This is a genomic window from uncultured Tissierella sp. (assembly GCF_902479755.1).
Taxonomy (GTDB): domain Bacteria; phylum Bacillota; class Clostridia; order Tissierellales; family Tissierellaceae; genus Tissierella; species Tissierella carlieri.
The window spans coordinates 22,634-43,597 of the sequence record NZ_CABSQO010000007.1; the positions used below are offsets into that span (position 1 = coordinate 22,634).

Below are 20,964 nucleotides of genomic sequence, written 5' to 3' on the forward strand. Positions count from 1 at the left end.
TATAAAATGATGATATGAAAGGAAGTGGTTATCTGAATGTATTAAAGCATATTTATGAAGAATTGTCCTTACTAGGACTATTCCATGATAAAATAAATGATTTAGAAGAGATTAGAGATAAAAATGGGATTTATCTTTATAGGATGAAATATAACGGTAAACATTTAGTAATTAAGTATTTTGAAAAAGACGAATTTAGAAGGGAAATTGAGTATTATAAAATATTAAAAAACCTAAATATACCTACAATAGAAGTAGTAGGATATACAGAAAACACTTTGCTATTAGAGGATTTAGATAGGAGTTTATATTATCGGTTAGGGATTGAATCTGATCTTTCAGATATAGAGGTAGCAAAAGCTCTTGCATTATGGTATAAAAAGTTGCATCATAAGGGAGCAAAGTTCTTAAAAAATAATGATAGAAGATTCTATAAGGAAACAGATTATATCACAAAAGAAAATATAGAATTGGTCATGAATAAGACAAATACTAAGGATAATAAAGTATGGAAACTTTTAATGGATAATTTAGATTTAATGTTTTTAAAAATCAAAGAATTTGAAGAAACCTTTACCTATAATGATTTTTATTGGACTAATCTAGTGGTTAGTAAGGACAAAAAAGAAGCCTTTATGTTTGATTACAACATGCTTGGTATAGGATTTAGATATAATGATGTAAGAAATGTTTGTTCTTCTTTATCAGATGAAGCTAGTAAGATATTTATAAAAGAATATGGCAGAATAAATCAAGAAGAGAAAGATATAGATGATGTTATTTCAACTTTAGTTAGTTTAGCACAAGCTTGTGAAAGAGATATATTTCCAAAGTGGGCACAGGAAGCACTGGATAAGGTCAATAATGGGAAGCTGTATAATGAAATTTTAAAAATACTTTAATATATAGGAGGGAGAAAAGTTTAGGGTTAAAAGATATGATTATTTGAGGAGGTAATTAAATGAAAAAAATAAGAATAGTTATTATTTTATGTATTATTACTATGGTGTGCAGTCCTATAAATCAAGTTTATGGTAATTCACAATTTGTAAGTAAAAATCAAATATTTTATGATATAAAAGGGAAACAAGAAAATAATAGTGAATTTGATAATGGCTCAAAGATAGAAAAGATAATAGTATCTGAGGAAAGTATAAATAATCTAGTTTTATTAGGAAAAGTATGGGGATATTTAAAATATTATCATCCTAATGTTGCAGAGGGAAAATATAATTGGGACTATGAATTATTTAGGATTCTGCCTAAGGTTATAGATGCAGATAAATCCACTAGGGATAAAAGCTTATATGATTGGATAGAGAGCCAAGGGGATTTTAAAATTAGAGATAGAGTCAAGCCAGTAGCAGAAGAGATCAAAGTAGCTGCAAATTTAGACTGGATAACAAACTCAAATTTATCAAATAATCTTGTCATACAGCTTACTAATATTAAAAATGCAGAAAGAAAAGGAATTAATCGTTATGTTAGTTTAGACTGGGGAGCTGGGAATCCAAATTTTCAAAATGAAAGGTCATATGAGGCAATGAAATACCCTGATGTTGGTTATCGATTGCTATCTTTATATAGGTATTGGAATATAATTGAATATTATTTTCCATACAAATATTTAATAGATGAAAATTGGGATGATGTTTTAAGGGAATTTATTCCTAAATTTATTAATTCTTCAAATGAATTAGAATATAATCTTACTGTTTTAGAGTTAATAGAAAGAGTTCATGATACACACGCAGATATCTTTGGTAATCCTACATTACAAAATTATTTTGGGGAAAATCTTGCACCAGTGAAAATAAATTTTATAGAAGGCAGACCAGTAGTTGTAGGATATTACAATGAGGCTCTAGGGAAAAAATCTGGATTTGAATTAGGAGATATAATTACTGGAATTAATAATAGAACTATTGAAAATATAGTTGAGGATAATTTGAAATATTACCCTGCATCTAATTATCCTACAAAGTTAAGAAATATGAGCAGTGATTTATTTATGACTAATGATGACTTTTTAAATGTTGAATTTATCCGTGGAGATAAAAAACAATCATCTAAACTTCAATGTTATCCTATAGATGAAATTTTTGACAATAAGCCTAAATTGAATAAAGATTATTTTAAACTTATAAATTCTAATATTGGCTATATTTATCCCGGAGCCATAAAAAATGAATATATACCAGAGGTAATGTCTAAAGTAAAAGAGACAAAGGGATTGATAATCGATTTAAGATGTTATCCATCAGACTTTATTGTATTTACTTTAGGTAGTTATTTAATGCCTAAAAGCAGTGAATTTGTAAAATTTACTCAGGGTAATATATATGAGCCTGGTGTATTTCATATGAAGCAGCCTTTGAAAGTAGGGAAGAATAATCCAAACTATTATAAAGGAAAGGTAGTTATAATAGTAAATGAAACTACTCAGAGTAATGCTGAATATACTGCAATGGCATTTAGAGCAGCACCTAACGCAACAGTTATTGGCAGTACTACAGCTGGAGCAGATGGTAATGTATCAGAGATTTATCTTCCAGGAGGGATTTATACAATGATAAGCGGAATAGGAATATATTATCCTGATGGTGGTGAAACACAGCGAATAGGTATAGTCCCCGATATAGAAATACATCCAACTATTGAAGGAATAAAAGAAGGTAGAGATGAACTATTAGAAAAGGCAATTGAAATCATAAATGGGGAATAAAAAACAAAAAAACTATTTTAAAGGGGAATAAATATGCGACTAAAAGAAATAGAACAATATATATTAGAGTTATTTACTACTAAAGACAATGAGTATTTCTATGAAGAAAGTGGAATTACTGTAAGAGGCACAGAGGATGTAAAAAGAATTGGATATTGTACAAATTTAACACTTGATACCATAGAAGAAGCAAGAAGAAATAATGTTGACTTAATGATAACACATCATGATGCTTGGGAGTTCATATATGGACTCAAAGAAACTTGTAAAGAAAAACTCTTGGAATATAATATCTCACATTATTTTAATCATCTTCCATTAGATGACTGTGATTTTGGAACTAACAATTCTTTAATTGAGAAATTAGGATTACAAATAGTTGAAAGAACCCATGAAGCAGACGGATTCTTTTGTGGACGAATAGCAGAATTTAAAGAAGAGGTTATATTCGAAGAATTAGTTAAAAAACTAGAGAATATATTAGAAGAGCCGGTACAGTCATGGAAGTTTAAGGATAGAAGAATAAAAAGAATTGGTTTAGTCTGTGGAGGTGGAGGTTCTACTACAGCTGTTAGAGAAGCAGTTAAGCGAAATTGTGATGTTTATATAACAGGTGAAAAGGTGCTATATACTATTGAATATGCAAAGCTTGCAGGTATCAATTTAATAGTAGGAAGTCATACTTTTACGGAAGTATTTGGAGTTGAAAGTCTGGCTATGAAAATAAAAGATAAGTATAAGGATATAGAGATAGTTAGATTAAAGGAAGAACATCTAGAAGCAGTCAGAAATTCGATATAGATACCTAAATTAAATATAAGAATTTAGGCGATATGAACTAGAGTTAAAACAATTTAATGTATCTGATGAAGTATTCATGGTGTGTGAATTGATAGATGGTAAACTAGATAGAATCAAGGGAGGGTTAAGGTATCCAGATACATTTTTTAAAATATAGATAAGACAATATATACATCAAAAATAAGGGGGCTTTTACATGGAAAAATTATTTGAAATAGCAGCTAGATTAGATGAAATGCAGACAAATTTAAGTAAGCTATCATGGGTTCAATATACATCAGGATATGATTTTGGAATAGAGAAAGCTTATAAAGAAATAAATGATTTTTTAGAGGACAAAAATAACTATGAGCTAGTATCAGAGTATATGAAAAGAGATCTAGATCCGGTGAATAGAAGAAGAGTAGAAATATTTTATAATACCATTAGATCATACCATCTAAGTGACGAGCTAAATGAATTAAATGAAAAGATTCAAAAGAAGACCAATGAACTTTCTATGATACTTAATACTTTTAGATTTAAATTAGATGGAAAAGAAGTTTCCAGTGTTGAGTTAACTCAAATACTATCTAATGAAGACAATAGAGAACTTAGGAAGAAGGCATATTTTGCAAGAAATCAAATCAATCAACCTTTGGTAGAGGGCGGATTTATAGATTTAATTAATATGAGGAAAGAATATGCTACTCTTTATGGAGATAAAGATTTTGTAGAATATAGTTTAAAGCAAAATGAATTAAGTCCAACTATATTTAACAATTGGGAAAATGAACTAAAGCCTTATATCGATAAATTAAATAGTAAAAGGCAAGAATATGCAAGGAAGTTTTTAAATGGTGATGAAATGATGCCATGGGATGAAGATTATATAATGGCTAAGATAGCTCCTATTCAAAATAGAACAGTAGATATGTCTAACTACTATGAGACATTAAGAAAATTCTTCCTAAACTTTGGATTAGATTTAGATAAGTTTAATATTACTTATGATATTTTCTCAAGAAAGAACAAATCTGAATGGGGATATAATTTTCCTATAAAGGATGGTGTAGATTCTAGAATCCTTGCAAATGTGAAGAATAAATACCATGAATATAAGGTATTGCTTCATGAAACTGGACATGGAATACATTCCTTTCTGCTTAAACCAGAAGAGATATTATTAAATCAAGGAGTAAGTGGAATTATTGCAGAGGGTATAGCTAATTTATTTGGAGGCTTCTTATATGATGAAATGTTTTATAGAAATTTCTTTGATAAATCTGTAGAATTACAACTTAAGGAACTGGCTGAATATAATAAGCTAAATTATTTAAGATTTATAGGGAGTATATTCTTTGACCATGAATTATATAGAAATGAAATTAATTCATTACAAGATATAGAAAACTTATATTTTAAAGTATTTGAAGATTTATTCGGAGATAAACCATTTGATGATGCACCGCCATTTGCTTATAGAATCCATTATACAACTCATCCAATATATATGCATAACTACTTCATGGGAGATGTGACCTGCGAGATGATTAGAAAGGTTTTCTGTAAAAAATACGGCGTAAATAGTGTAACGGAGAAACCAAAGGAATTTGGAGACTTTTTAATCAATAAAGTAATTGATCCATCAGGATTATATAAGTATGAAGAATTATTTGCAAGAATAAGTGGAGAAGGGTTTTCTCTGAAATGGTATTTGGAATAAATCAAAGCGAAATTAAGATTATATAGGAGTGTTACTATGGAGTATAATGGGGGAGCAGGAAAAAGAAAAGCTATTGCGTATTGGAATAAATTCAGCAAACTAAAAAAAGTAAGTATAATCAGCATTGGATTATTTATATTAGGTAATATAAGTATATTTTTAGGATTGGCAAAAGGGGCTGACATTGGCTTAAGTCTTTCAAGACCATATGGGGCAACTTCTTGGGAGACTTCAAGGGAACTAATCTATGCTTGTACCTATGGTATTGTCAGCTTGGGGATTTCATTAATAATTGTATCAATAGTATTTATTACAATAGTTTTAATAAACTGGTTAAAGAGCGAATAGATGAGGGAATACTATGAAAAGATCAATTAAAGGCAGTAACAGAACTACTCAAATCATGATTATAGCATTAATTATACTTGAACAGGTCATAAAGATAATAGTCAAAGGTTACTATGGTGTAAAAATTCCAATAATAGAAAATATATTATACTTTGCACCTGTTTTAAATGACAACTATTCATATATAAATTCATTATTTAATCTTGGGTGGAATAGGTATTTTCATATAACTATAGTAGTATTTGTGTTGATTTTTAGCTACTATGCCTTTAAATATTTAGAAGTTAAGACTATAAATAATCCAATGATAAAAATATCAAAAATATTTTTATTCTCAGGAGCTATATCTTCCTTAATAGATAAAATTTTTTGGAATGGGAGTTTAGACTATATATTATTAAAAGGATTTTTCGTTTTTGACTTAAAGGATTGTTATTTAACTGTTTTTGAAGTGTTAGTAATTATGCTAGCAATAAAAAATTGGAAGAAAATTTCCAAGATAAATGAGATAGAGTTGTTAAAGGATTATATTGGATTTATCAAAAAGGATTTTCTATCAAGAGGAGAGTAGTTAAAAATTTTATTAATTATATTAAAAATTTACTGCCTGACTATGATTCAATAGTTAGGCAGTAATCCTTTGAATTTGTATATGATTAAGATTTGGTATTAAGGTCTATTTCTATAGGACCACCTATTTCTATACTATTAGTTTTTACAATAGAATCATAAACTAATATTTCTACACCATTTTCACTAGCAAGCTTAACAGCCTCAGAAAATTTACTGTCCATTTGCCAATTTAGTCTAAATATAGTGGGACCTTTCATCTGAATTAGAAAGAGAATTATTCCTCTATATCCTTGTTTTATTGCTTCAATCATCCCTAAGGCATGTTTAGTTCCTCTTTCCGTGGGTGCATCTGGAAACATGGAAATATAGTTGTTTTCTAAAGTCGCACCTTTTACCTCAATAAAGCCCTTTTGATCTTTAGATTCAAAATATATATCATATCTAGAATTTCCAAAGGTGACTTCTCTTTTTAAACTTATTAGACTTTCAAATCCGTTAATCTTATTTTCCTTAAGTGCTTGGAAGATTACAGAATTAGGAACTTGAGAATCTATATTTACTAGCATGTTTTCCTTCCAAACAGATATAAGAGAATATTTTGTCTTTCTATTAGGATTATGAGTACAGTCTTCTAATATTACCTTAGCTCCTGGTAAAAGTAACTCTTTACATCTTCCAGTATTTTTTACATGGACTGTTTCTTCTTTTCCATTTATTAGTACTTGTGCTATAAATCTATTAGGTCTTTTTAGAAAGACTCCTTCTATAATTTTTTTATATTTCATATGTTCTCCTCTTTATCTTTAAAATTCATTTATTATTTATTGTATCATTAAGGACAATATATATCAATTTTCCCAATAACAAGGAAATTTATTAAGAGTGAAGGCAACTTCTGTTCCCATAGTTAATATAATATCTATAACTATTATATTAGGGGTGAGGGAAATGAAATATATGTATATCGTAGATTATGAAGATGGATCTACACTTAAGGAAAAGGTTAATGAATGGATAAATGAAAATGAAGAAAATATACTAGAAATTATAGATATAGAATATAACCAAGAAGGAAATTTATACTTTGCAATAGTTTCATATTTAGAAAGAGGAAAGGAATAATTAAAAAAATATTGCTGGATAAAAGAAGGAATTTAGCAAAAAATGTAGAATAAAGTAATATATAATTTATGATAAAGGAGACTATAATGGAAAGATTTACACAAAACAGAAATTTTATGAAGTCTGGTTTTGCAGAAGATATATTCTCTGACCAGGAAAAAGAATTACCTCAACCACCACTACAAAAACCTTATGAGGATGGTTTCAAGGTATTCGAGTTACCTAGTATAAATAAAGATATAGTATTAAAGCAAGATGTACATAAGTGTATATCAGATAGGAAGACTCATCGTGAATACATCAAAAAAGCTTTAACAGTAGATGAACTATCATATCTTTTATGGGCAACTCAAAGAGTAAAAGAAATCAGGGGAGATAATTATGCCACAGTCAGGCCTGTTCCATCAGCTGGGGCAAGACATCCTTTTGAAACTTATTTAGCTGTTCAAAATGTAGAAGGGCTTAGAAAGGGCGTCTATAGGTATCTTGCACTGGAGCATAAGCTTTTATTTTTATATGAAAGGGAAGAAATAGCAGAGAAAATAACATCTGGAACTTTAGGACAAAAATTTGCTGGAACTGCAGCAGTTAATTTTATCTGGAGCTGCTTGCCTTATAGAGGGGAATGGAGATATGATAAACTTGCTCATAAGGTTATGCTTATAGATGCTGGCCATGTATGTCAGGCGTTATATATTGCCTGTGAGGCACTTGGATTAGGTACTTGTGCTATAGCTGCATATGATCAAGACTTTATGGATGAAATGATAAAAGTAGATGGAGAAGATGAGTTTGTAGTATATATGGCTCCAGTAGGTAGAATTTAGTGATAATATTATATCCCCCAGAGAATATCTGGGGGATAGTATTAAATTATTCAAGATTTATATATTAAATTGGGAAAATAAGTGATAAATACAATTTTTATAGAGAGATAATATTCTGCAATAATAGGAATTGTCCTTATTATTATGAATAATGGCAAACTTTAGAAAAAAGTCTTGCATTTAGTGATATCCATATGTTATTATAAGACAATTTACTTTTTAAAATCTAAATTTTATGAAGTAAAAAGGTATTAAATTTAATTAGATAGTATGAATAGGAGATGAGGAATATGGATTATGTTAAAGCTTATTATGATGAAAATTCTACTTTGGAGTGGGATAGACTTGATAATCCTTACTCAAGAATTGAATTTACTACTACAACTCATTTAATAGATAAATATTTTAAGAATATAAGTAATGTTATTGATATAGGTTCTGGACCAGGGAGATATTCTATAGAGCTTATAAAAAGAGGTTTTGATGTTTCACTACTGGATTTATCACAAAACTTACTTGATATAGCCAAAAAAAATATAGAAAATATATCTAATAAAAAATATGACTATTTCTGTAAATCTGCACTTGAACTTGATTTTATAGAAGATGATGCATTTGAATATGCTTTAGTTTTAGGCCCTTTATATCATCTTCACAATGAAGAGGACAGGCTCAAGGTAATAAATGATACATATAGAATTTTAAAGCCTGGTGGTAGAGCTATAATAGCTTATATAAATACTTGGGGAGCACTAAAGGCAGCAGTTTATGAATTCCCAGATGTTTTTGAGGATATAGGCCATTTTGATAGATATCTAAATGGGAATATAAAGTTTAGTAAGGAAGAAAGTTTTACAGAAACCTTTTTTACTACAGCTGAACATGCAATCGTAGAAGTGTCAAAGAGTAAACTTAAGATAATATCTACAGCAGGAGCTGAAAGCTTTTTATCTGGATTAATAATGGATGTAAAGGATTTATATAAAAGAGACATTAACTTATACAATAAATTCATAAAAAAGGCAGCTGAATATAGCGAAGAAGAGCAATATAGAAATACTACAGAACATTTCTTAATTGTTGTAGAGAAATAATCTATGAAATTAAAATTAATTAAGCTTTTAAAGGACAACAAAAGAATTTCTATATTAGGAGAGGTGATATTTAATGACAAATAAGAAAATAAGAGATTATGGAATTAATATAGGTAATTTCACAACAGGAAGTAATAATTCTATTACTGATGTAAAGGGAGTAAAAGTAGGACATACAACTTTAGATGATGGAGTTATAAAGACTGGAGTAACTGCAATATTGCCACATGAAGGCAATATTTTTAAAGATAAGTTAATAGCAGCCTGTCATGTGATAAATGGATTTGGTAAATCTACTGGTCTTATTCAGATAGAAGAATTAGGTACTATAGAAACACCTATTATTCTTACCAATACACTTAGTGTTGGTATCGCTCATGAAACTCTAGTAAGGTATATTCTAGCTCAGAATGATGATATTGGCAGTACAACTGGTACTGTAAATCCAGTTATTTGTGAGTGTAATGATGGAGTGATAAATGATATTAGAGGCCTTCATGTGAAACAGGAACATATATATGAAGCTATAGAAAAATGTAATATTGAATTTGCTGAAGGAAATATCGGAGCTGGCACAGGTATGGTATGTTATGGATTAAAAGGTGGGATTGGTTCATCCTCTAGAATTGTTGAACTAGAAAATACTCAATATACAATAGGGGTGCTAGTCTTGAGTAATTTTGGCTCCTTGGAAGACTTTGTTTTAAATGGAGACCATATAGGTCCTAAACTAGTTGAAAAGACTAAAGAGATAGATACGACAGAAGATAAGGGATCTATAATTATAATATTAGCCACAGATATCCCTCTTTCATCCAGACAACTTAAGAGAATAATAAAAAGAGTTTATCCTGGAATATCTAGAACTGGAAGCTATACAGGTAATGGAAGTGGTGAAGTGGTTATAGGATTTTCAACAGCTAATATAATCAAGCATTATGAAGAGAATGATGTAATTGATATTAGAGTAATTAATGAAAACAAGATAAACAAAATTTTCAAAGCAACAGTTGAGGCCACTGAAGAGGCTATACTAAACTCATTAATATGCTCTACTAGTTCCATTGACAGAGATGGGAAACAAGTGTATTCCTTAAAAGATTTAATATAAGAAATTTCTCTAAAAGTACTATGTAAGATAGTTTTTTGAAACTCATGTAGGTTAAATTTTCTTTAAAAATGAAAAATAAGTGAGAACTTCCATATGGTATATAAAAAATATAACCTATGTTAGATTTAAAATAAAAGATAGATTAGGAATAAGGATATAGTACACTCTAAAGTTATTGCGGAATGGGGGAAGGGAATTGAACCAAGAGGAAAGAATGTATGTTGTTGGAAATCAGAAGATAACAATAGAAGAAGAGATAATTGGAAAAAGAATTCTAGATATTGGCGGCGGTGGAGAAGGTATAATGGGTTTATGTTATGGAGATAGGGTAATTGCCATCGATCCAAGGAAAGATGAATTAGAAGAAGCACCAGATGGACCATTAAAAATAGTTATGGATGCAAGAGAATTATCTTTTCTAAAAAATTCATTCGATGCTGTAACGTCATTTTTTACATTGATGTATATTAATAAAGATGATCATGAAAAGGTATTTAAAGAAATATATAGAGTATTAAAGGATAATGGAGAATTTATTTTATGGGATGCCATAATACCAGAATATGATGGCAGTATAAAAGATATTTTCGTAATCCAGCTTGAAATAGATACCCCCATTAAAATAATTAAGACTGGCTATGGGATTTCAAGAAAGGATAAAGATCAAGATGTTGAATATTTCATCAGTATTGGAGAAAACCTTGGCTTTGAAGCAATAAAAGTACAATCTCAAGATAAAGTATTTAAAATAATATTTAGAAAATAGAAAGATGATAGGTGAAAGATTAATAAAAGATAAGAGGTGAAAAAACTATGAAAAGAATTGGTGTTATAGGTGCTATGGCTTTGGAAATTGAGTTGTTAAAAAACAATATAAACATTAATACAAGTAAAAATATTGCTGGATTTGATTTTTTCTTAGGTGATATAGATAATAAAGATGTAATCATAACTCGCTGCGGAGAAGGTAAAGTAAATGCAGCCTCATGTACACAGATTTTAATCGATAGATTTGGTGTAGATAGTATTATAAATACCGGGATTGCTGGTGGATTACATGAGTCAGTTAAAATCTGTGATGTAGTAATATCTAGTAATGTGACACATCACGATGTAAGAAAGGCCCAGATGGAAAATTGTTTTCCTTATAGGGAGTGTTTTCAAGCTGATGAAAGGTTAATTGAATCTGCTGTCAAAGCATGTGAATCACATCATAGTGAAGACTGGAATTATCATGTTGGAAGAATAGTAAGTGGAGAAAGCTTTATTCAAGATAGTAAAATAAAGAAAAATCTACTTAGAGACTATTCACCACATTGTGTTGAAATGGAAGGCTCTGCAATAGGACATGTTGCTTATATAAATAAGATACCTTTTGTGGTCATCAGAAGTATATCAGATAACGCTGATGATGAGGCTACAATTAGTTATAATGCCTTTGAAACTATTGCAGCTAATAAATCAGCAGAGATAGTTTTAAGTATGATACAAATGTTGTAGGCAAGAAATATTTCTAAGTATAAAAATTGGAGTGAAATATAATGGTACAATTAAAGCTGAAAAATGGACAGAATTTAATTATTAGGACAGCAAAGAAGGAAGACGCCTTGAACCTAATAAATTACATAAATAAAATAGGTGGAGAATCAGATTTTCTTACATTTGGTGACAATGAATTTGATATATCCATTGAGAAAGAAGAAGTTATACTTGAAAGTTATATAGATGGAGAAAATAAGATATACCTTATAGCTGAAATTGAAAATAAAATAGTCGGAAGTTTAAATTATAGTGGAGGTATTCGGCAAAGGACTAAGCATACGGGAGAATTTGGAATTAGTGTTGCTAAAAAATACTGGGGACTAGGAATAGGAAAAGAGTTAATTAGATATATGATAGATTGGGCTAAAAAAGGTAATGTAGTGAGAAAAATTAATTTAAGAGTAAGAGAAGATAATGAAACAGCTATAAATCTATATACAAAATTAGGCTTTAAAAAAGAAGGGATTATATCTAGGGATTTCCATGTCGGCGGTAAGTACTATAGCTCTATATTTATGGGATTGGAAATTGATTAGATATTATGATCTTTAGCGTTAGTGATTTACTTTATATATAAATTTAAAATAAATTGTAAAGGAAGGATTAGGATGAAGCTTAAATTCGGTAATTGCTCGGTGCAGTTTATAATATCTGATAGCAGATTGTATCGAGCAGATTAATTAGTTATCAGTAAACTGCACTTTTTAGAAAACGTTTAATATATTTTAAAAGGAGTGTAGTTTTATGAATTTAGAAAAATTAAAAGAAACTTGGAGATATGAAGAACAATATTCATTTAAAGGTTGGGATTTCTCTCATATAAATAATCGTATGGAAGAAGAAACACTACCATGGGACTATAAAAAAATAGTTGAGTCATATGTTAATGAAGAAAAAATATTACTTGATATGGGAACTGGTGGAGGGGAATTTCTTTTATCTTTAAACCCAACAGAAGGAAAAACTTATGCAACAGAAAGTTATTTTCCTAATATAGAACTTTGCAAAGAAATATTAACTCCTCATGGGATTGAGGTAAGACCAGTTTATGATGACGGCAATTTGCCATTTGAGGATGATTACTTTGATATTGTAATAAATAGACATGAATCTTTTTGTCTATCAGAGGTTAATCGTATTTTAAAACCAGATGGAATTTTTATTACTCAGCAGGTCGGAGGTATGAATAATAGAGAGATATCAAAGTTTTTACTAGGAGAGTATCCTAATACAACTGATATTGAATTGAATCTTGATAAAATCTTGATGGAAGCAAAAAATACTGGAATGAAAATTATTGATGCAGGAGAATATTTTCCAAAAACATATTTTCACGATATAGGAGCATTTGTATTTTACGCAAGAATAATTGAATGGGAATTTCCAGGTTTTTCAGTAGAAAGATGTTTTGATAAACTTATTGAGTTACAAGCTAAGCTAGAAAAACGAGGATATATAGAAATATTAGAACATAGGTATTTTTTAATAGCGGAAAAACAATGACTTAGGAAAATTAACATGACTTTCAAAGGCTTAGCTAGATAAGGCTAAGTCTTTGAAGTACTTAGATAGATATAATTCAATATTATAATGATGAATTTAGTAGTAGCAAGCAATGGAGTAAGTTATTGATATAATATTCAGATTTTAAAATGGGGGGAAAATGATGAAGGATAAGAGAATAGATATAGGAGTTAAAGCATTAATTTTTAATGAAGATAAATTTTTAGTGATGCATAATAAAGGAGTAGAAGAGGATCTATGGGAATTACCAGGGGGACGTATGGAATTTGGTGAAACAGCAGAAGAAACTTTAAAACGAGAAATGCTAGAAGAAACCGGATTAGCAGTTAAGCCAATAAAGTTACTAGACACATGGAGCTTAATTAGAGAAGACTATCAAATTGCAGGCATCATTTACTTATGTCAATTTGAAGAAGGAGAAGTGAGATTATCAGATGAACATGATGCATTTAAATGGATTAGTACAGATGAGGAATCACTGCAAATGATGTATGATGATTTTAAAATAAGAATGTTAAATTGGAATTGGGATGAAATTAGAGGGGGAAATTATGTATATAGAGTTAGATAAGGATGAGTATCAAATTGTAAGAAAATATTTTAATTTTAATTTTCAGATTCCTGCTGTAGCAGTTATCAATAAAGATTTTCCAGGAAAGATTTATGTAGATAATAAAGAAAATCCTAAAGGGATAATTGTGTGGGCTATATCAAGATGGGCTTATGCGTATTTTGAACTAGAAAATTTAAAAAGGAATAGGAAATTTTTTAAAGAACTTATGATAAAAGAAATAGCACCTATTATAGATAGCTTAAAAGAGCAGTATTTTGAAGTGTATTCCCTGAATGATGATTATGATAAAATATTAGAAGAAGAAATAGAAGGATTTTGCCTATATAATAAACACTATGAAAATACATTTATCTTAAATGAAGAAAAATTTAATAGATTAGACCTGAAAAATATTGATGGAGATGTACTGGAAAAGAGTTTTCCAATTATACCAGAAGAATATAAGAATCATTTTAAAATAACTGGGATGAATAAAGAAACAGAGGGTATGATTTTCATAGTTGAAGGGAAAACAGTATCTCAGTGTGTAAATAACGGATTTGAATATGATAGCAAATATTTTATAGACCTTGATACTTTTAATGAAAAAAAAAGAAAAAAAGGTTATGCATCAATAGTAGCATATGAACTAATAAAAAAACAAAAAAATAAAGGCATGAAACCACTCTGGGAAACTAGGGAAGACAATATACCGTCTTTACGGGTAGCAGAAAAACTTGGATTTGAAAAATTAGAGAGATATCCTGTGTATATATGGAAGAAAGTAATTAAGAAGTAAAGAAATTTGCCTAATGTTATGCTAGGTAAAAATAATAAATGCTTGGGAGATATAATATGGTGAAGTTTACTTTAGCTAAAGAAGAAGATATTAATAAAATCAGTAATTTTATAGCAAAATTGAATAGAAAAGAAGAAAGTCATATTGCTTATTGTGGCGATGATAGTGAAGAAATAGAGAATTCATTAAAAGAAGATATAACAGATATTCAGTTTGATAAAAGTTTTGTAATCGCTACAGAAGAAAATGAAATAGTTGGTGTATTAGGATTTGATGCAGATATGGAAAGAAATAATGCTGAAATCTGGGGACCTTTTATCGAGAAGGGGAAATGGAGCATTGCAACTGATATGTGGGACAAGATGTTACAATTGATTCCCAAAGGAATAGTAACGACTAGTATGTTTGTCAATAATAAAAATTATAATTGCCTAGGGTTAGCAGATATCCTTGGTTTTAGTAAAAATAGTGAAGAAATCATATTGGAATTTAAAAAGAGTGATTTAAATAATTTAGATGAAGTATGTTTGATAGAATTGGCTGTAGAGGATTTTGAAGCTATGAAAGAGCTTCATGATAAAACTTTTCCCAATACCTATTATAGTGGAGAAGAAATAATATCACGATTAAATAATCATAGAAAAGTATTTGTCTGTAAAGAAGCTAAGGAATTAACTGGATATATTTATGTTGAGGCTGAGCCTGAATTTGGCGAAGGAAATATTGAATTTTTTGCAGTGAATGAATCACAAAGAGGTAAAGGAATAGGATGTTATTTATTAACCATGGCATTAAGATGGCTATTTTCATTTAATTCTATAGATTCGATTAGTCTTTGCGTTAATTCAAAAAATGAAAAGGCAATTAATCTATATAAAATGGCAGGTTTTAAAGAAAAACACCAGTTAAGTTACTTCATAAAGAGGGAATAGGAGGAGCTACATGAAATTAGTTTTAATATTTGGACCACAAGCAGTTGGAAAAATGACAGTTGGACAGGAACTTGAAAAAATAACTGGACTAAAACTTTTTCATAATCATATGACAATTGAATTGGTATCCCATTTTTTTAGCTATGGTTCAAAAGAAGGAAAAAGATTAGTCAGTTTATTTCGCCAAGAAATATTTGAAGAAGTAGCAAAGAGTGATTTGGAAGGATTAATATTTACCTATGTATGGGCATTTGATATGCAAGAGGATTGGGATTATATAGATAAGGTATGTAATATTTTTGAATCTAGAGGTGGCGAAGTATACTTTGTAGAGCTAGATGCAGAGTTAGAGGAAAGATTAGAGCGGAATAGAAGTCCTCTTAGATTAGAACATAAACCAACTAAGAGAGATATAGAGTTTTCAGAAAGAGATTTAATAAGCACAATGGAGAAACATAGGCTGAATTCAATAGAGGATGAAATTAAAAAGGAAAATTATATTAGAATAAATAATACAGAGTTAAGTCCATTAGAAGTAGCCCAAATGATTAAAAACAGGTTTGAATTATAAATGCACTGAGTATAAATATAGTTAAGATTATAACTTAGCAGAAAGAATGGAGGGACATAATTGAAAATATATATAACTAGACACGGTGAAACCAAATGGAATAAAGAAGGAAGAATGCAGGGATGGCAGAATTCTGACTTAATCGAAAATGGTGTTGAAGGTGCGAAAAAACTTGGATATAGATTAAGAGATATTGATTTTGATTGTATATATTGCAGTCCTTTAGGTAGGGCTGTAGCTACAGCAGAGCATATTAGACAAGATAAAGATACAGAAATAATTTTAGTTGATTCTCTTAGGGAGATGGGATTTGGAAAATGGGAGGGAATGGGGCATGATACTATAAAGGAATTGTATCCGACAGAACATTTTAATTTTTGGAACAGACCTCATTTATATAGTCCAATTGAAGGAGAAAGTTTTGAGGAGTTATTTGAAAGAGTGAAAGGTGTATTAAATCAGATAATTAGCAATTCATCATTAGAGAATGTTTTAATAGTATCTCATGCAGTTGTTATTAAGGCAATTTATGCTATTATAAAAAAATATCCTTTAGAAGAGCTATGGACTCCTCCTTTTTTACAAGGTACTTCACTTACTATAGTTGAAGTGGAAGAGAACGAAATCAATATCATATTGGAAGCTGATACTTCCCATCTAGAGTAATGGGAGAATGGAGGGATAATTAATGTTTAGGCATGTAATTGATGATAATATTGAATTAAGATTAGTTGACAGGGATCATTCAGAGGATATGTTTAAATCAATCGATTCAAGTAGAGAACATTTGAGAAAATATTTACCATGGGTTGATATTACTAAATCTTCAGATGATACGAAAGCATTTATAGAAAGCAGTAAAAAGCAATATGCTGCAAATAATGGTTTTAATGCTGGTATATGGTATAAGGGACAGTTTGCAGGTGTTATAGGATATCACGATATAAATCATAGTAAAAAAGAAGTGAGTATAGGCTATTGGTTAGATGAAAGATATATAGGTAAAGGAATAATGACAAAAGCATGTAGAGAATTTGTTGATTATGCATTCAATACCTTGGAATTAAATAGAGTAGAAATTAGATGTGCAGAAGATAACCTTAAGAGCAGAGCTATTCCAGAGAGACTTGGATTTACTAAGGAGGGTGTAATCCGAGATGGAGAATTGCTTAATCATGGCTATGTAGACTGTGTTGTCTATGGAATATTGAGAAGAGAATGGAATAGGTAGCATTACTAAATTAAATTTTACAAGGGGGCTACATTATGGCAAAGTTAGTTAATCTGCAAATTAATCAACTTCCAGAGGCTAAAATCATAGGTAAAGTTATATATCTGAAGATGGATATGAAAGAAAATCCTATTCCTGAATTTTGGAAGAAGTGCTTTGAAGATGGTACTTTTACTAAATTAGAAGAACTAAAAGAATATCATATTGACAGTTCTTATGTCGGTTGGATGGGTGATTTTGGAATAGACAATGGAAAATTCACATATATTTGCGGCATGCTTATGAAACTAGGAGCTCCTGTACCAGAGGGATTTATTTATAAAGATATTCCTTCTTCAAAAGTAGCAATAGGATGGATTCAAGGAATGGAAAAGGATGTTTATCCAGTATCCCACGAGTTTACACAAAAAGCAATGGAAGAAAAAGGATATAGGTTAGATGAATCTGCTTCTTGGTGTATGGAACTATATAATTGCCCAAGATTTACAACTCCAATGGATAATGGAGAAATAATTTTAGATTATTATATACCCTGTGAGACAGTATAAACTATATAATAGAAATATCCTATATTCTTAGATATTGAGAGCAAGACATGCGAAAGGATATGATTGTAGTGGAAATACGTAACAATATAAATAATAAAAAGACTAATCAGCCTAAATATATAGATATAGATACAGGTCTACGTTTAAGGAAATTTGATGGTAAATTTGATTTTGCCTTGGAATGGTATAAAGACGAGGAAACAGTGAAACTAGTAGATGGAAAAGATGCTGAGTTATATGATACTGATAGACTTAAAAGGATGTATGATTATTTAAATGATAAGGGAGAACTGTATTTTATTGAAGTTAATATGGGCAATGAATATATCCCAATAGGAGATGTGACATTTTGGAAAGAAGATATGCCAATAGTAATAGGAAATAAAAATTATCGAGGGAAAGGAATAGGATACAAAGTTATTAAGGCCTTAATACAGAGAGCAAAGATACTGAATTATGATAAAATATATGTTAATGAAATATATTCATATAATATATCATCACAAAAAACCTTTGAAAAAGCAGGATTTAGAAAGTACAAAGAAAATAAAAATGGATATTCCTATATTTTAGAGTTAAAGTGATGATATACAAACTCAAAATTGAAGAAATTAGTGCAAAGTTAGAGAAGCATTTTATAACATAATAAAGATGGGGATTTTATAAAAGGAATGAATAGAATGATAATTGCTTTAGATTATAAGGAGGAAATATAATGGAAATACAACCAATAATAAAAACTGAAAGGCTAATATTAAGACCATTTGAGTTATCACACTCAAAGCGAGTATAAGAGCTAGCTGGAGATTCAAAAATATCTAAAACAACATTAAATATTCCTCATCCCTATGAAGATGGCTTAGCAGAATCATGGATTAGTACCCATAGGGATAATCTAAATAGTGGAAAAAATATTACCTATGCAATAGTCAAAAAAGATACTGATGAATTAATCGGATCTATAAGTCTTATGCTAAATAAAACTCATAAAAAAGCAGAATTAGGATACTGGATAGGAGCTCCTTATTGGAGTCAAGGATATTGTACAGAGGCATCTCAAAGTATTATTGAATTTGGATTTAGAGAATTAGATCTGAATAGGATATATGCCCTAGCAATGGTAGAGAACGCTGGGTCATGGAGGGTAATGGAAAAAGTAAAGATGAAGTATGAAGGAATCCGTAGACAGAATGTTATTAAAGATGGAGTATCCATAGATTTGAAGAGTTATGGAATTCTAAGAGAAGATTTTTATAGACAACACAATAGATAGCAATTGCTATCTATTTTTTTATTATTTATTGAATAATGAAGATGAAAGTGCTAACAATATTTATAACATAATGGGAAGGGCGTTGTTATAAATGCTGATTAGTTATTTTATGAGGAAAATTGTATTTTGGCAAAATCATAATAATCGAGAACATGATAATGAGGATTATTTAGATAAAGACATATCAAGTAATTTAGAAGAAAATATAGAATTTTTTAAGGCGATTTTAGGTAATAGTAATGATATAAAAATACATGAATTCATGTTTGGTGATTGCTGTGAGTTTAATGGAGCACTAATATATATTGATGGACTTGTAAATAATCTTGAAATTACAGAGAGCATATTAAAACCTATTATATTAAATAAAGATTTTAAAGAAGATATGATGGAAAATTTAAAGATAAGAGATTTTAAAAAATGTATTATTTGTTCAGGAGATATTGGGGAAAGCAACAGATATTCAGATTTATTTAAAGGATGTCTTTCAGGAAATACAATATTATTAGTAGATAAGTTATCTACAGGATTAATTGTTAGTACAAAAGGATGGGAGAAAAGAAGTGTTACAGAACCTCAGACAGAATCTGTAGTTAGAGGACCAAGGGAAGGCTTTACTGAAGATTTTAGGACAAATACCTCTCTTCTAAGAAGAAGAATTAAAAGTCCTAGATTCAAAATGGAAAATATGATAATTGGGAAAAAAACATACACACATATATGCATTGCGTATATAGAAGGAACAGTAAAACCAGAAGTGCTTCAAAAGCTAAGAGATAGATTAAGGAATATAGATGTGGACTCTATAATAGATTCAGGTTATATAGAAGAATATGTAGAAGATTATCCATTTTCAATATTTTCAACAATAGGATATAGTGAAAAACCTGATGTGATTGCTGCCAAAATACTTGAAGGACGTATTGCTATAGTAGTAGATGGAAGTCCTTTTGTACTGACAGTTCCAATGCTATTTGTGGAAAGTTTTCAAACAGCAGAGGATTATTATGTAAGACCAATATATGCATCTATCATTAGAATGATGAGATTCTTTGCATATTTCATTGCAATATTTGCAGTTCCAGGTTTTATTGCATTAACGACTTTTCATCAAGAATTGATTCCAACAACTCTTTTATTTACAGTAGCAAATGCTAGAGAGGGAACCCCATTTCCAGCTCTATTGGAAGCATTAATAATGGTAATATCCTTTGAAATATTGAGGGAAGCTGGTTTGAGATTACCTCGTCCTGTAGGTCAAGCAATTAGTATAGTAGGTGCTTTAGTCATGGGAGATGCTGCAGTATCTGCTGGAATAGTGGGGGCACCTATGGTTATAACTGTTGCAATAGCAGCTGTAGCTGGATTTATAATACCAGAACAATCAGATTCTATCTCTATACTTAGGATAATTATGATGATACTAGCATCTGTGTTGGGAGGATTTGGGATAGCCGTAGGATTTTTAGGTATGCTTGTACATCTATCTATATTGGAACCTTTTGGTATACCATATTTTGCATCTATAGAATTTTCAAAAGATCAACAGGATAGTTTTGTTAGATTACCACTTTGGATCATGGAGGATAGACCAGAGGAATTAACTTATATAGATAAGAAAAGGAAAAAAACTTTTATCCCTCCAGACGGAGAAAATAATAATAAAGAAAAATAGAGGGCAGTAT

25 protein-coding genes are annotated in these 20,964 nt (G+C 29.8%); 24 read left to right on the forward strand and 1 reads right to left on the reverse strand.

The genetic code is table 11. The annotated features are described in order from the left end of the window. Positions 1-14 precede the first annotated feature (14 nt). From RDK80_RS05390 to RDK80_RS05415, 6 genes are all read left to right on the forward strand, one after another. On the forward strand, positions 15-902 hold the full coding sequence (locus tag RDK80_RS05390) for a phosphotransferase (RefSeq protein ID WP_308523724.1): 888 nt from the start codon (positions 15-17) through the stop codon (positions 900-902). 59 nt (positions 903-961) lie between these two features. Further along, positions 962-2,725, forward strand: a complete 1,764-nt coding sequence (locus tag RDK80_RS05395) for a S41 family peptidase (RefSeq protein WP_308523725.1) — start codon at positions 962-964, stop codon at positions 2,723-2,725. A gap of 33 nt (positions 2,726-2,758) precedes the next feature. Further along, positions 2,759-3,526, forward strand: coding sequence for a Nif3-like dinuclear metal center hexameric protein (locus RDK80_RS05400; protein WP_094902183.1), 768 nt, complete (start codon positions 2,759-2,761; stop codon positions 3,524-3,526). Positions 3,527-3,722: 196 nt separating this feature from the next. Continuing rightward, a complete protein-coding gene (locus tag RDK80_RS05405) occupies positions 3,723-5,231 on the forward strand; it encodes a M3 family metallopeptidase (RefSeq protein ID WP_308523726.1) in 1,509 nt (502 codons plus the stop codon). 36 nt (positions 5,232-5,267) lie between these two features. Then, positions 5,268-5,579 carry a hypothetical protein gene (locus RDK80_RS05410; RefSeq protein ID WP_308523727.1) on the forward strand — a complete coding sequence of 104 codons (312 nt, stop codon included), beginning with the start codon at positions 5,268-5,270 and terminating at the stop codon, positions 5,577-5,579. A gap of 13 nt (positions 5,580-5,592) precedes the next feature. Beyond that, a complete protein-coding gene (locus tag RDK80_RS05415) occupies positions 5,593-6,150 on the forward strand; it encodes a signal peptidase II (RefSeq protein WP_308523728.1) in 558 nt (185 codons plus the stop codon). Positions 6,151-6,235: 85 nt separating this feature from the next. Here the strand turns inward: RDK80_RS05415 and sfsA are convergent, their stop codons facing one another. Further along, positions 6,236-6,937 carry a DNA/RNA nuclease SfsA gene (gene sfsA / locus RDK80_RS05420; protein ID WP_094902191.1) on the reverse strand — a complete coding sequence of 234 codons (702 nt, stop codon included), beginning with the start codon at positions 6,935-6,937 and terminating at the stop codon, positions 6,236-6,238. A gap of 163 nt (positions 6,938-7,100) precedes the next feature. On the opposite strand from sfsA, the gene RDK80_RS05425 reads away from it, so the two are divergent. The 18 genes from RDK80_RS05425 to RDK80_RS05510 all read left to right on the forward strand — a co-directional run bounded on the left by RDK80_RS05425 (position 7,101) and on the right by RDK80_RS05510 (position 20,954). Then, positions 7,101-7,274 carry a hypothetical protein gene (locus RDK80_RS05425; RefSeq protein ID WP_158220130.1) on the forward strand — a complete coding sequence of 58 codons (174 nt, stop codon included), beginning with the start codon at positions 7,101-7,103 and terminating at the stop codon, positions 7,272-7,274. Between the two features lie 86 nt (positions 7,275-7,360). Beyond that, entirely contained in the window at positions 7,361-8,101 is a 741-nt protein-coding gene (locus RDK80_RS05430; protein ID WP_308523729.1) for a SagB/ThcOx family dehydrogenase, read from the forward strand. Positions 8,102-8,391: 290 nt separating this feature from the next. Beyond that, positions 8,392-9,195 (forward strand): bifunctional 2-polyprenyl-6-hydroxyphenol methylase/3-demethylubiquinol 3-O-methyltransferase UbiG, encoded by an 804-nt coding sequence (locus tag RDK80_RS05435; RefSeq protein ID WP_216556084.1) that lies wholly within the window; start codon positions 8,392-8,394, stop codon positions 9,193-9,195. 73 nt (positions 9,196-9,268) lie between these two features. Beyond that, entirely contained in the window at positions 9,269-10,306 is a 1,038-nt protein-coding gene (locus RDK80_RS05440; protein WP_308523730.1) for a P1 family peptidase, read from the forward strand. A gap of 196 nt (positions 10,307-10,502) precedes the next feature. Further along, a complete protein-coding gene (locus RDK80_RS05445; protein ID WP_308523731.1) occupies positions 10,503-11,072 on the forward strand; it encodes a class I SAM-dependent methyltransferase in 570 nt (189 codons plus the stop codon). A gap of 47 nt (positions 11,073-11,119) precedes the next feature. After that, entirely contained in the window at positions 11,120-11,806 is a 687-nt protein-coding gene (locus RDK80_RS05450) for a 5'-methylthioadenosine/adenosylhomocysteine nucleosidase (RefSeq protein WP_094902201.1), read from the forward strand. A 41-nt stretch (positions 11,807-11,847) separates the two neighbouring features. Then, a complete protein-coding gene (locus tag RDK80_RS05455; RefSeq protein ID WP_094902203.1) occupies positions 11,848-12,384 on the forward strand; it encodes a GNAT family N-acetyltransferase in 537 nt (178 codons plus the stop codon). A 208-nt stretch (positions 12,385-12,592) separates the two neighbouring features. Continuing rightward, positions 12,593-13,351: a class I SAM-dependent methyltransferase gene (locus tag RDK80_RS05460; protein WP_308523732.1), complete on the forward strand. Its 759-nt coding sequence runs from the start codon at positions 12,593-12,595 to the stop codon at positions 13,349-13,351. Between the two features lie 163 nt (positions 13,352-13,514). After that, positions 13,515-13,943, forward strand: a complete 429-nt coding sequence (locus RDK80_RS05465) for an NUDIX domain-containing protein (protein ID WP_216556102.1) — start codon at positions 13,515-13,517, stop codon at positions 13,941-13,943. After that, positions 13,924-14,724 carry a GNAT family N-acetyltransferase gene (locus tag RDK80_RS05470; protein WP_308523733.1) on the forward strand — a complete coding sequence of 267 codons (801 nt, stop codon included), beginning with the start codon at positions 13,924-13,926 and terminating at the stop codon, positions 14,722-14,724. Before RDK80_RS05465 ends, RDK80_RS05470 begins: the two co-directional genes overlap by 20 nt. Positions 14,725-14,780: 56 nt before the next feature. Then, entirely contained in the window at positions 14,781-15,656 is an 876-nt protein-coding gene (locus tag RDK80_RS05475) for a GNAT family N-acetyltransferase (protein WP_308523734.1), read from the forward strand. Between the two features lie 10 nt (positions 15,657-15,666). Beyond that, the gene (locus RDK80_RS05480) at positions 15,667-16,227 is read left to right on the forward strand and encodes an AAA family ATPase (RefSeq protein WP_308523735.1); all 561 of its coding nucleotides are present in this window, start codon (positions 15,667-15,669) and stop codon (positions 16,225-16,227) included. A gap of 60 nt (positions 16,228-16,287) precedes the next feature. Further along, on the forward strand, positions 16,288-16,893 hold the full coding sequence (locus RDK80_RS05485) for a histidine phosphatase family protein (RefSeq protein WP_308523736.1): 606 nt from the start codon (positions 16,288-16,290) through the stop codon (positions 16,891-16,893). 22 nt (positions 16,894-16,915) lie between these two features. After that, positions 16,916-17,458 (forward strand): GNAT family protein, encoded by a 543-nt coding sequence (locus RDK80_RS05490; protein WP_308523737.1) that lies wholly within the window; start codon positions 16,916-16,918, stop codon positions 17,456-17,458. A gap of 35 nt (positions 17,459-17,493) precedes the next feature. After that, entirely contained in the window at positions 17,494-18,006 is a 513-nt protein-coding gene (locus RDK80_RS05495) for a GyrI-like domain-containing protein (RefSeq protein WP_216556121.1), read from the forward strand. 47 nt (positions 18,007-18,053) lie between these two features. Next, the gene (locus tag RDK80_RS05500) at positions 18,054-18,590 is read left to right on the forward strand and encodes a GNAT family N-acetyltransferase (protein ID WP_216556124.1); all 537 of its coding nucleotides are present in this window, start codon (positions 18,054-18,056) and stop codon (positions 18,588-18,590) included. A gap of 230 nt (positions 18,591-18,820) precedes the next feature. Further along, positions 18,821-19,279 carry a GNAT family N-acetyltransferase gene (locus RDK80_RS05505; protein ID WP_308523747.1) on the forward strand — a complete coding sequence of 153 codons (459 nt, stop codon included), beginning with the start codon at positions 18,821-18,823 and terminating at the stop codon, positions 19,277-19,279. A gap of 91 nt (positions 19,280-19,370) precedes the next feature. Further along, positions 19,371-20,954 carry a spore germination protein gene (locus tag RDK80_RS05510; protein WP_308523738.1) on the forward strand — a complete coding sequence of 528 codons (1,584 nt, stop codon included), beginning with the start codon at positions 19,371-19,373 and terminating at the stop codon, positions 20,952-20,954. Positions 20,955-20,964 lie beyond the last annotated feature (10 nt).

What these genes read in the sequence shown, in the direction of transcription:
- RDK80_RS05460 (WP_308523732.1), top strand. Translation starts at nt 12,593, where the DNA reads ATGAATTTAGAAAAATTAAAAGAAACTTGGAGATATGAAGAACAATAT.
- RDK80_RS05480 (WP_308523735.1), top strand. Translation starts at nt 15,667, where the DNA reads ATGAAATTAGTTTTAATATTTGGACCACAAGCAGTTGGAAAAATGACA.
- RDK80_RS05495 (WP_216556121.1), top strand. Translation starts at nt 17,494, where the DNA reads ATGGCAAAGTTAGTTAATCTGCAAATTAATCAACTTCCAGAGGCTAAA.
- RDK80_RS05425 (WP_158220130.1), top strand. Translation starts at nt 7,101, where the DNA reads ATGAAATATATGTATATCGTAGATTATGAAGATGGATCTACACTTAAG.
- RDK80_RS05510 (WP_308523738.1), top strand. Translation starts at nt 19,371, where the DNA reads ATGCTGATTAGTTATTTTATGAGGAAAATTGTATTTTGGCAAAATCAT.
- RDK80_RS05430 (WP_308523729.1), top strand. Translation starts at nt 7,361, where the DNA reads ATGGAAAGATTTACACAAAACAGAAATTTTATGAAGTCTGGTTTTGCA.
- RDK80_RS05500 (WP_216556124.1), top strand. Translation starts at nt 18,054, where the DNA reads ATGCGAAAGGATATGATTGTAGTGGAAATACGTAACAATATAAATAAT.
- RDK80_RS05450 (WP_094902201.1), top strand. Translation starts at nt 11,120, where the DNA reads ATGAAAAGAATTGGTGTTATAGGTGCTATGGCTTTGGAAATTGAGTTG.
- RDK80_RS05475 (WP_308523734.1), top strand. Translation starts at nt 14,781, where the DNA reads ATGGTGAAGTTTACTTTAGCTAAAGAAGAAGATATTAATAAAATCAGT.
- RDK80_RS05465 (WP_216556102.1), top strand. Translation starts at nt 13,515, where the DNA reads ATGAAGGATAAGAGAATAGATATAGGAGTTAAAGCATTAATTTTTAAT.
- RDK80_RS05470 (WP_308523733.1), top strand. Translation starts at nt 13,924, where the DNA reads ATGTATATAGAGTTAGATAAGGATGAGTATCAAATTGTAAGAAAATAT.
- sfsA (WP_094902191.1), bottom strand. Translation starts at nt 6,937, where the DNA reads ATGAAATATAAAAAAATTATAGAAGGAGTCTTTCTAAAAAGACCTAAT.
- RDK80_RS05440 (WP_308523730.1), top strand. Translation starts at nt 9,269, where the DNA reads ATGACAAATAAGAAAATAAGAGATTATGGAATTAATATAGGTAATTTC.
- RDK80_RS05435 (WP_216556084.1), top strand. Translation starts at nt 8,392, where the DNA reads ATGGATTATGTTAAAGCTTATTATGATGAAAATTCTACTTTGGAGTGG.
- RDK80_RS05455 (WP_094902203.1), top strand. Translation starts at nt 11,848, where the DNA reads ATGGTACAATTAAAGCTGAAAAATGGACAGAATTTAATTATTAGGACA.
- RDK80_RS05415 (WP_308523728.1), top strand. Translation starts at nt 5,593, where the DNA reads ATGAAAAGATCAATTAAAGGCAGTAACAGAACTACTCAAATCATGATT.
- RDK80_RS05490 (WP_308523737.1), top strand. Translation starts at nt 16,916, where the DNA reads ATGTTTAGGCATGTAATTGATGATAATATTGAATTAAGATTAGTTGAC.
- RDK80_RS05405 (WP_308523726.1), top strand. Translation starts at nt 3,723, where the DNA reads ATGGAAAAATTATTTGAAATAGCAGCTAGATTAGATGAAATGCAGACA.
- RDK80_RS05390 (WP_308523724.1), top strand. Translation starts at nt 15, where the DNA reads ATGAAAGGAAGTGGTTATCTGAATGTATTAAAGCATATTTATGAAGAA.
- RDK80_RS05395 (WP_308523725.1), top strand. Translation starts at nt 962, where the DNA reads ATGAAAAAAATAAGAATAGTTATTATTTTATGTATTATTACTATGGTG.
- RDK80_RS05400 (WP_094902183.1), top strand. Translation starts at nt 2,759, where the DNA reads ATGCGACTAAAAGAAATAGAACAATATATATTAGAGTTATTTACTACT.
- RDK80_RS05410 (WP_308523727.1), top strand. Translation starts at nt 5,268, where the DNA reads ATGGAGTATAATGGGGGAGCAGGAAAAAGAAAAGCTATTGCGTATTGG.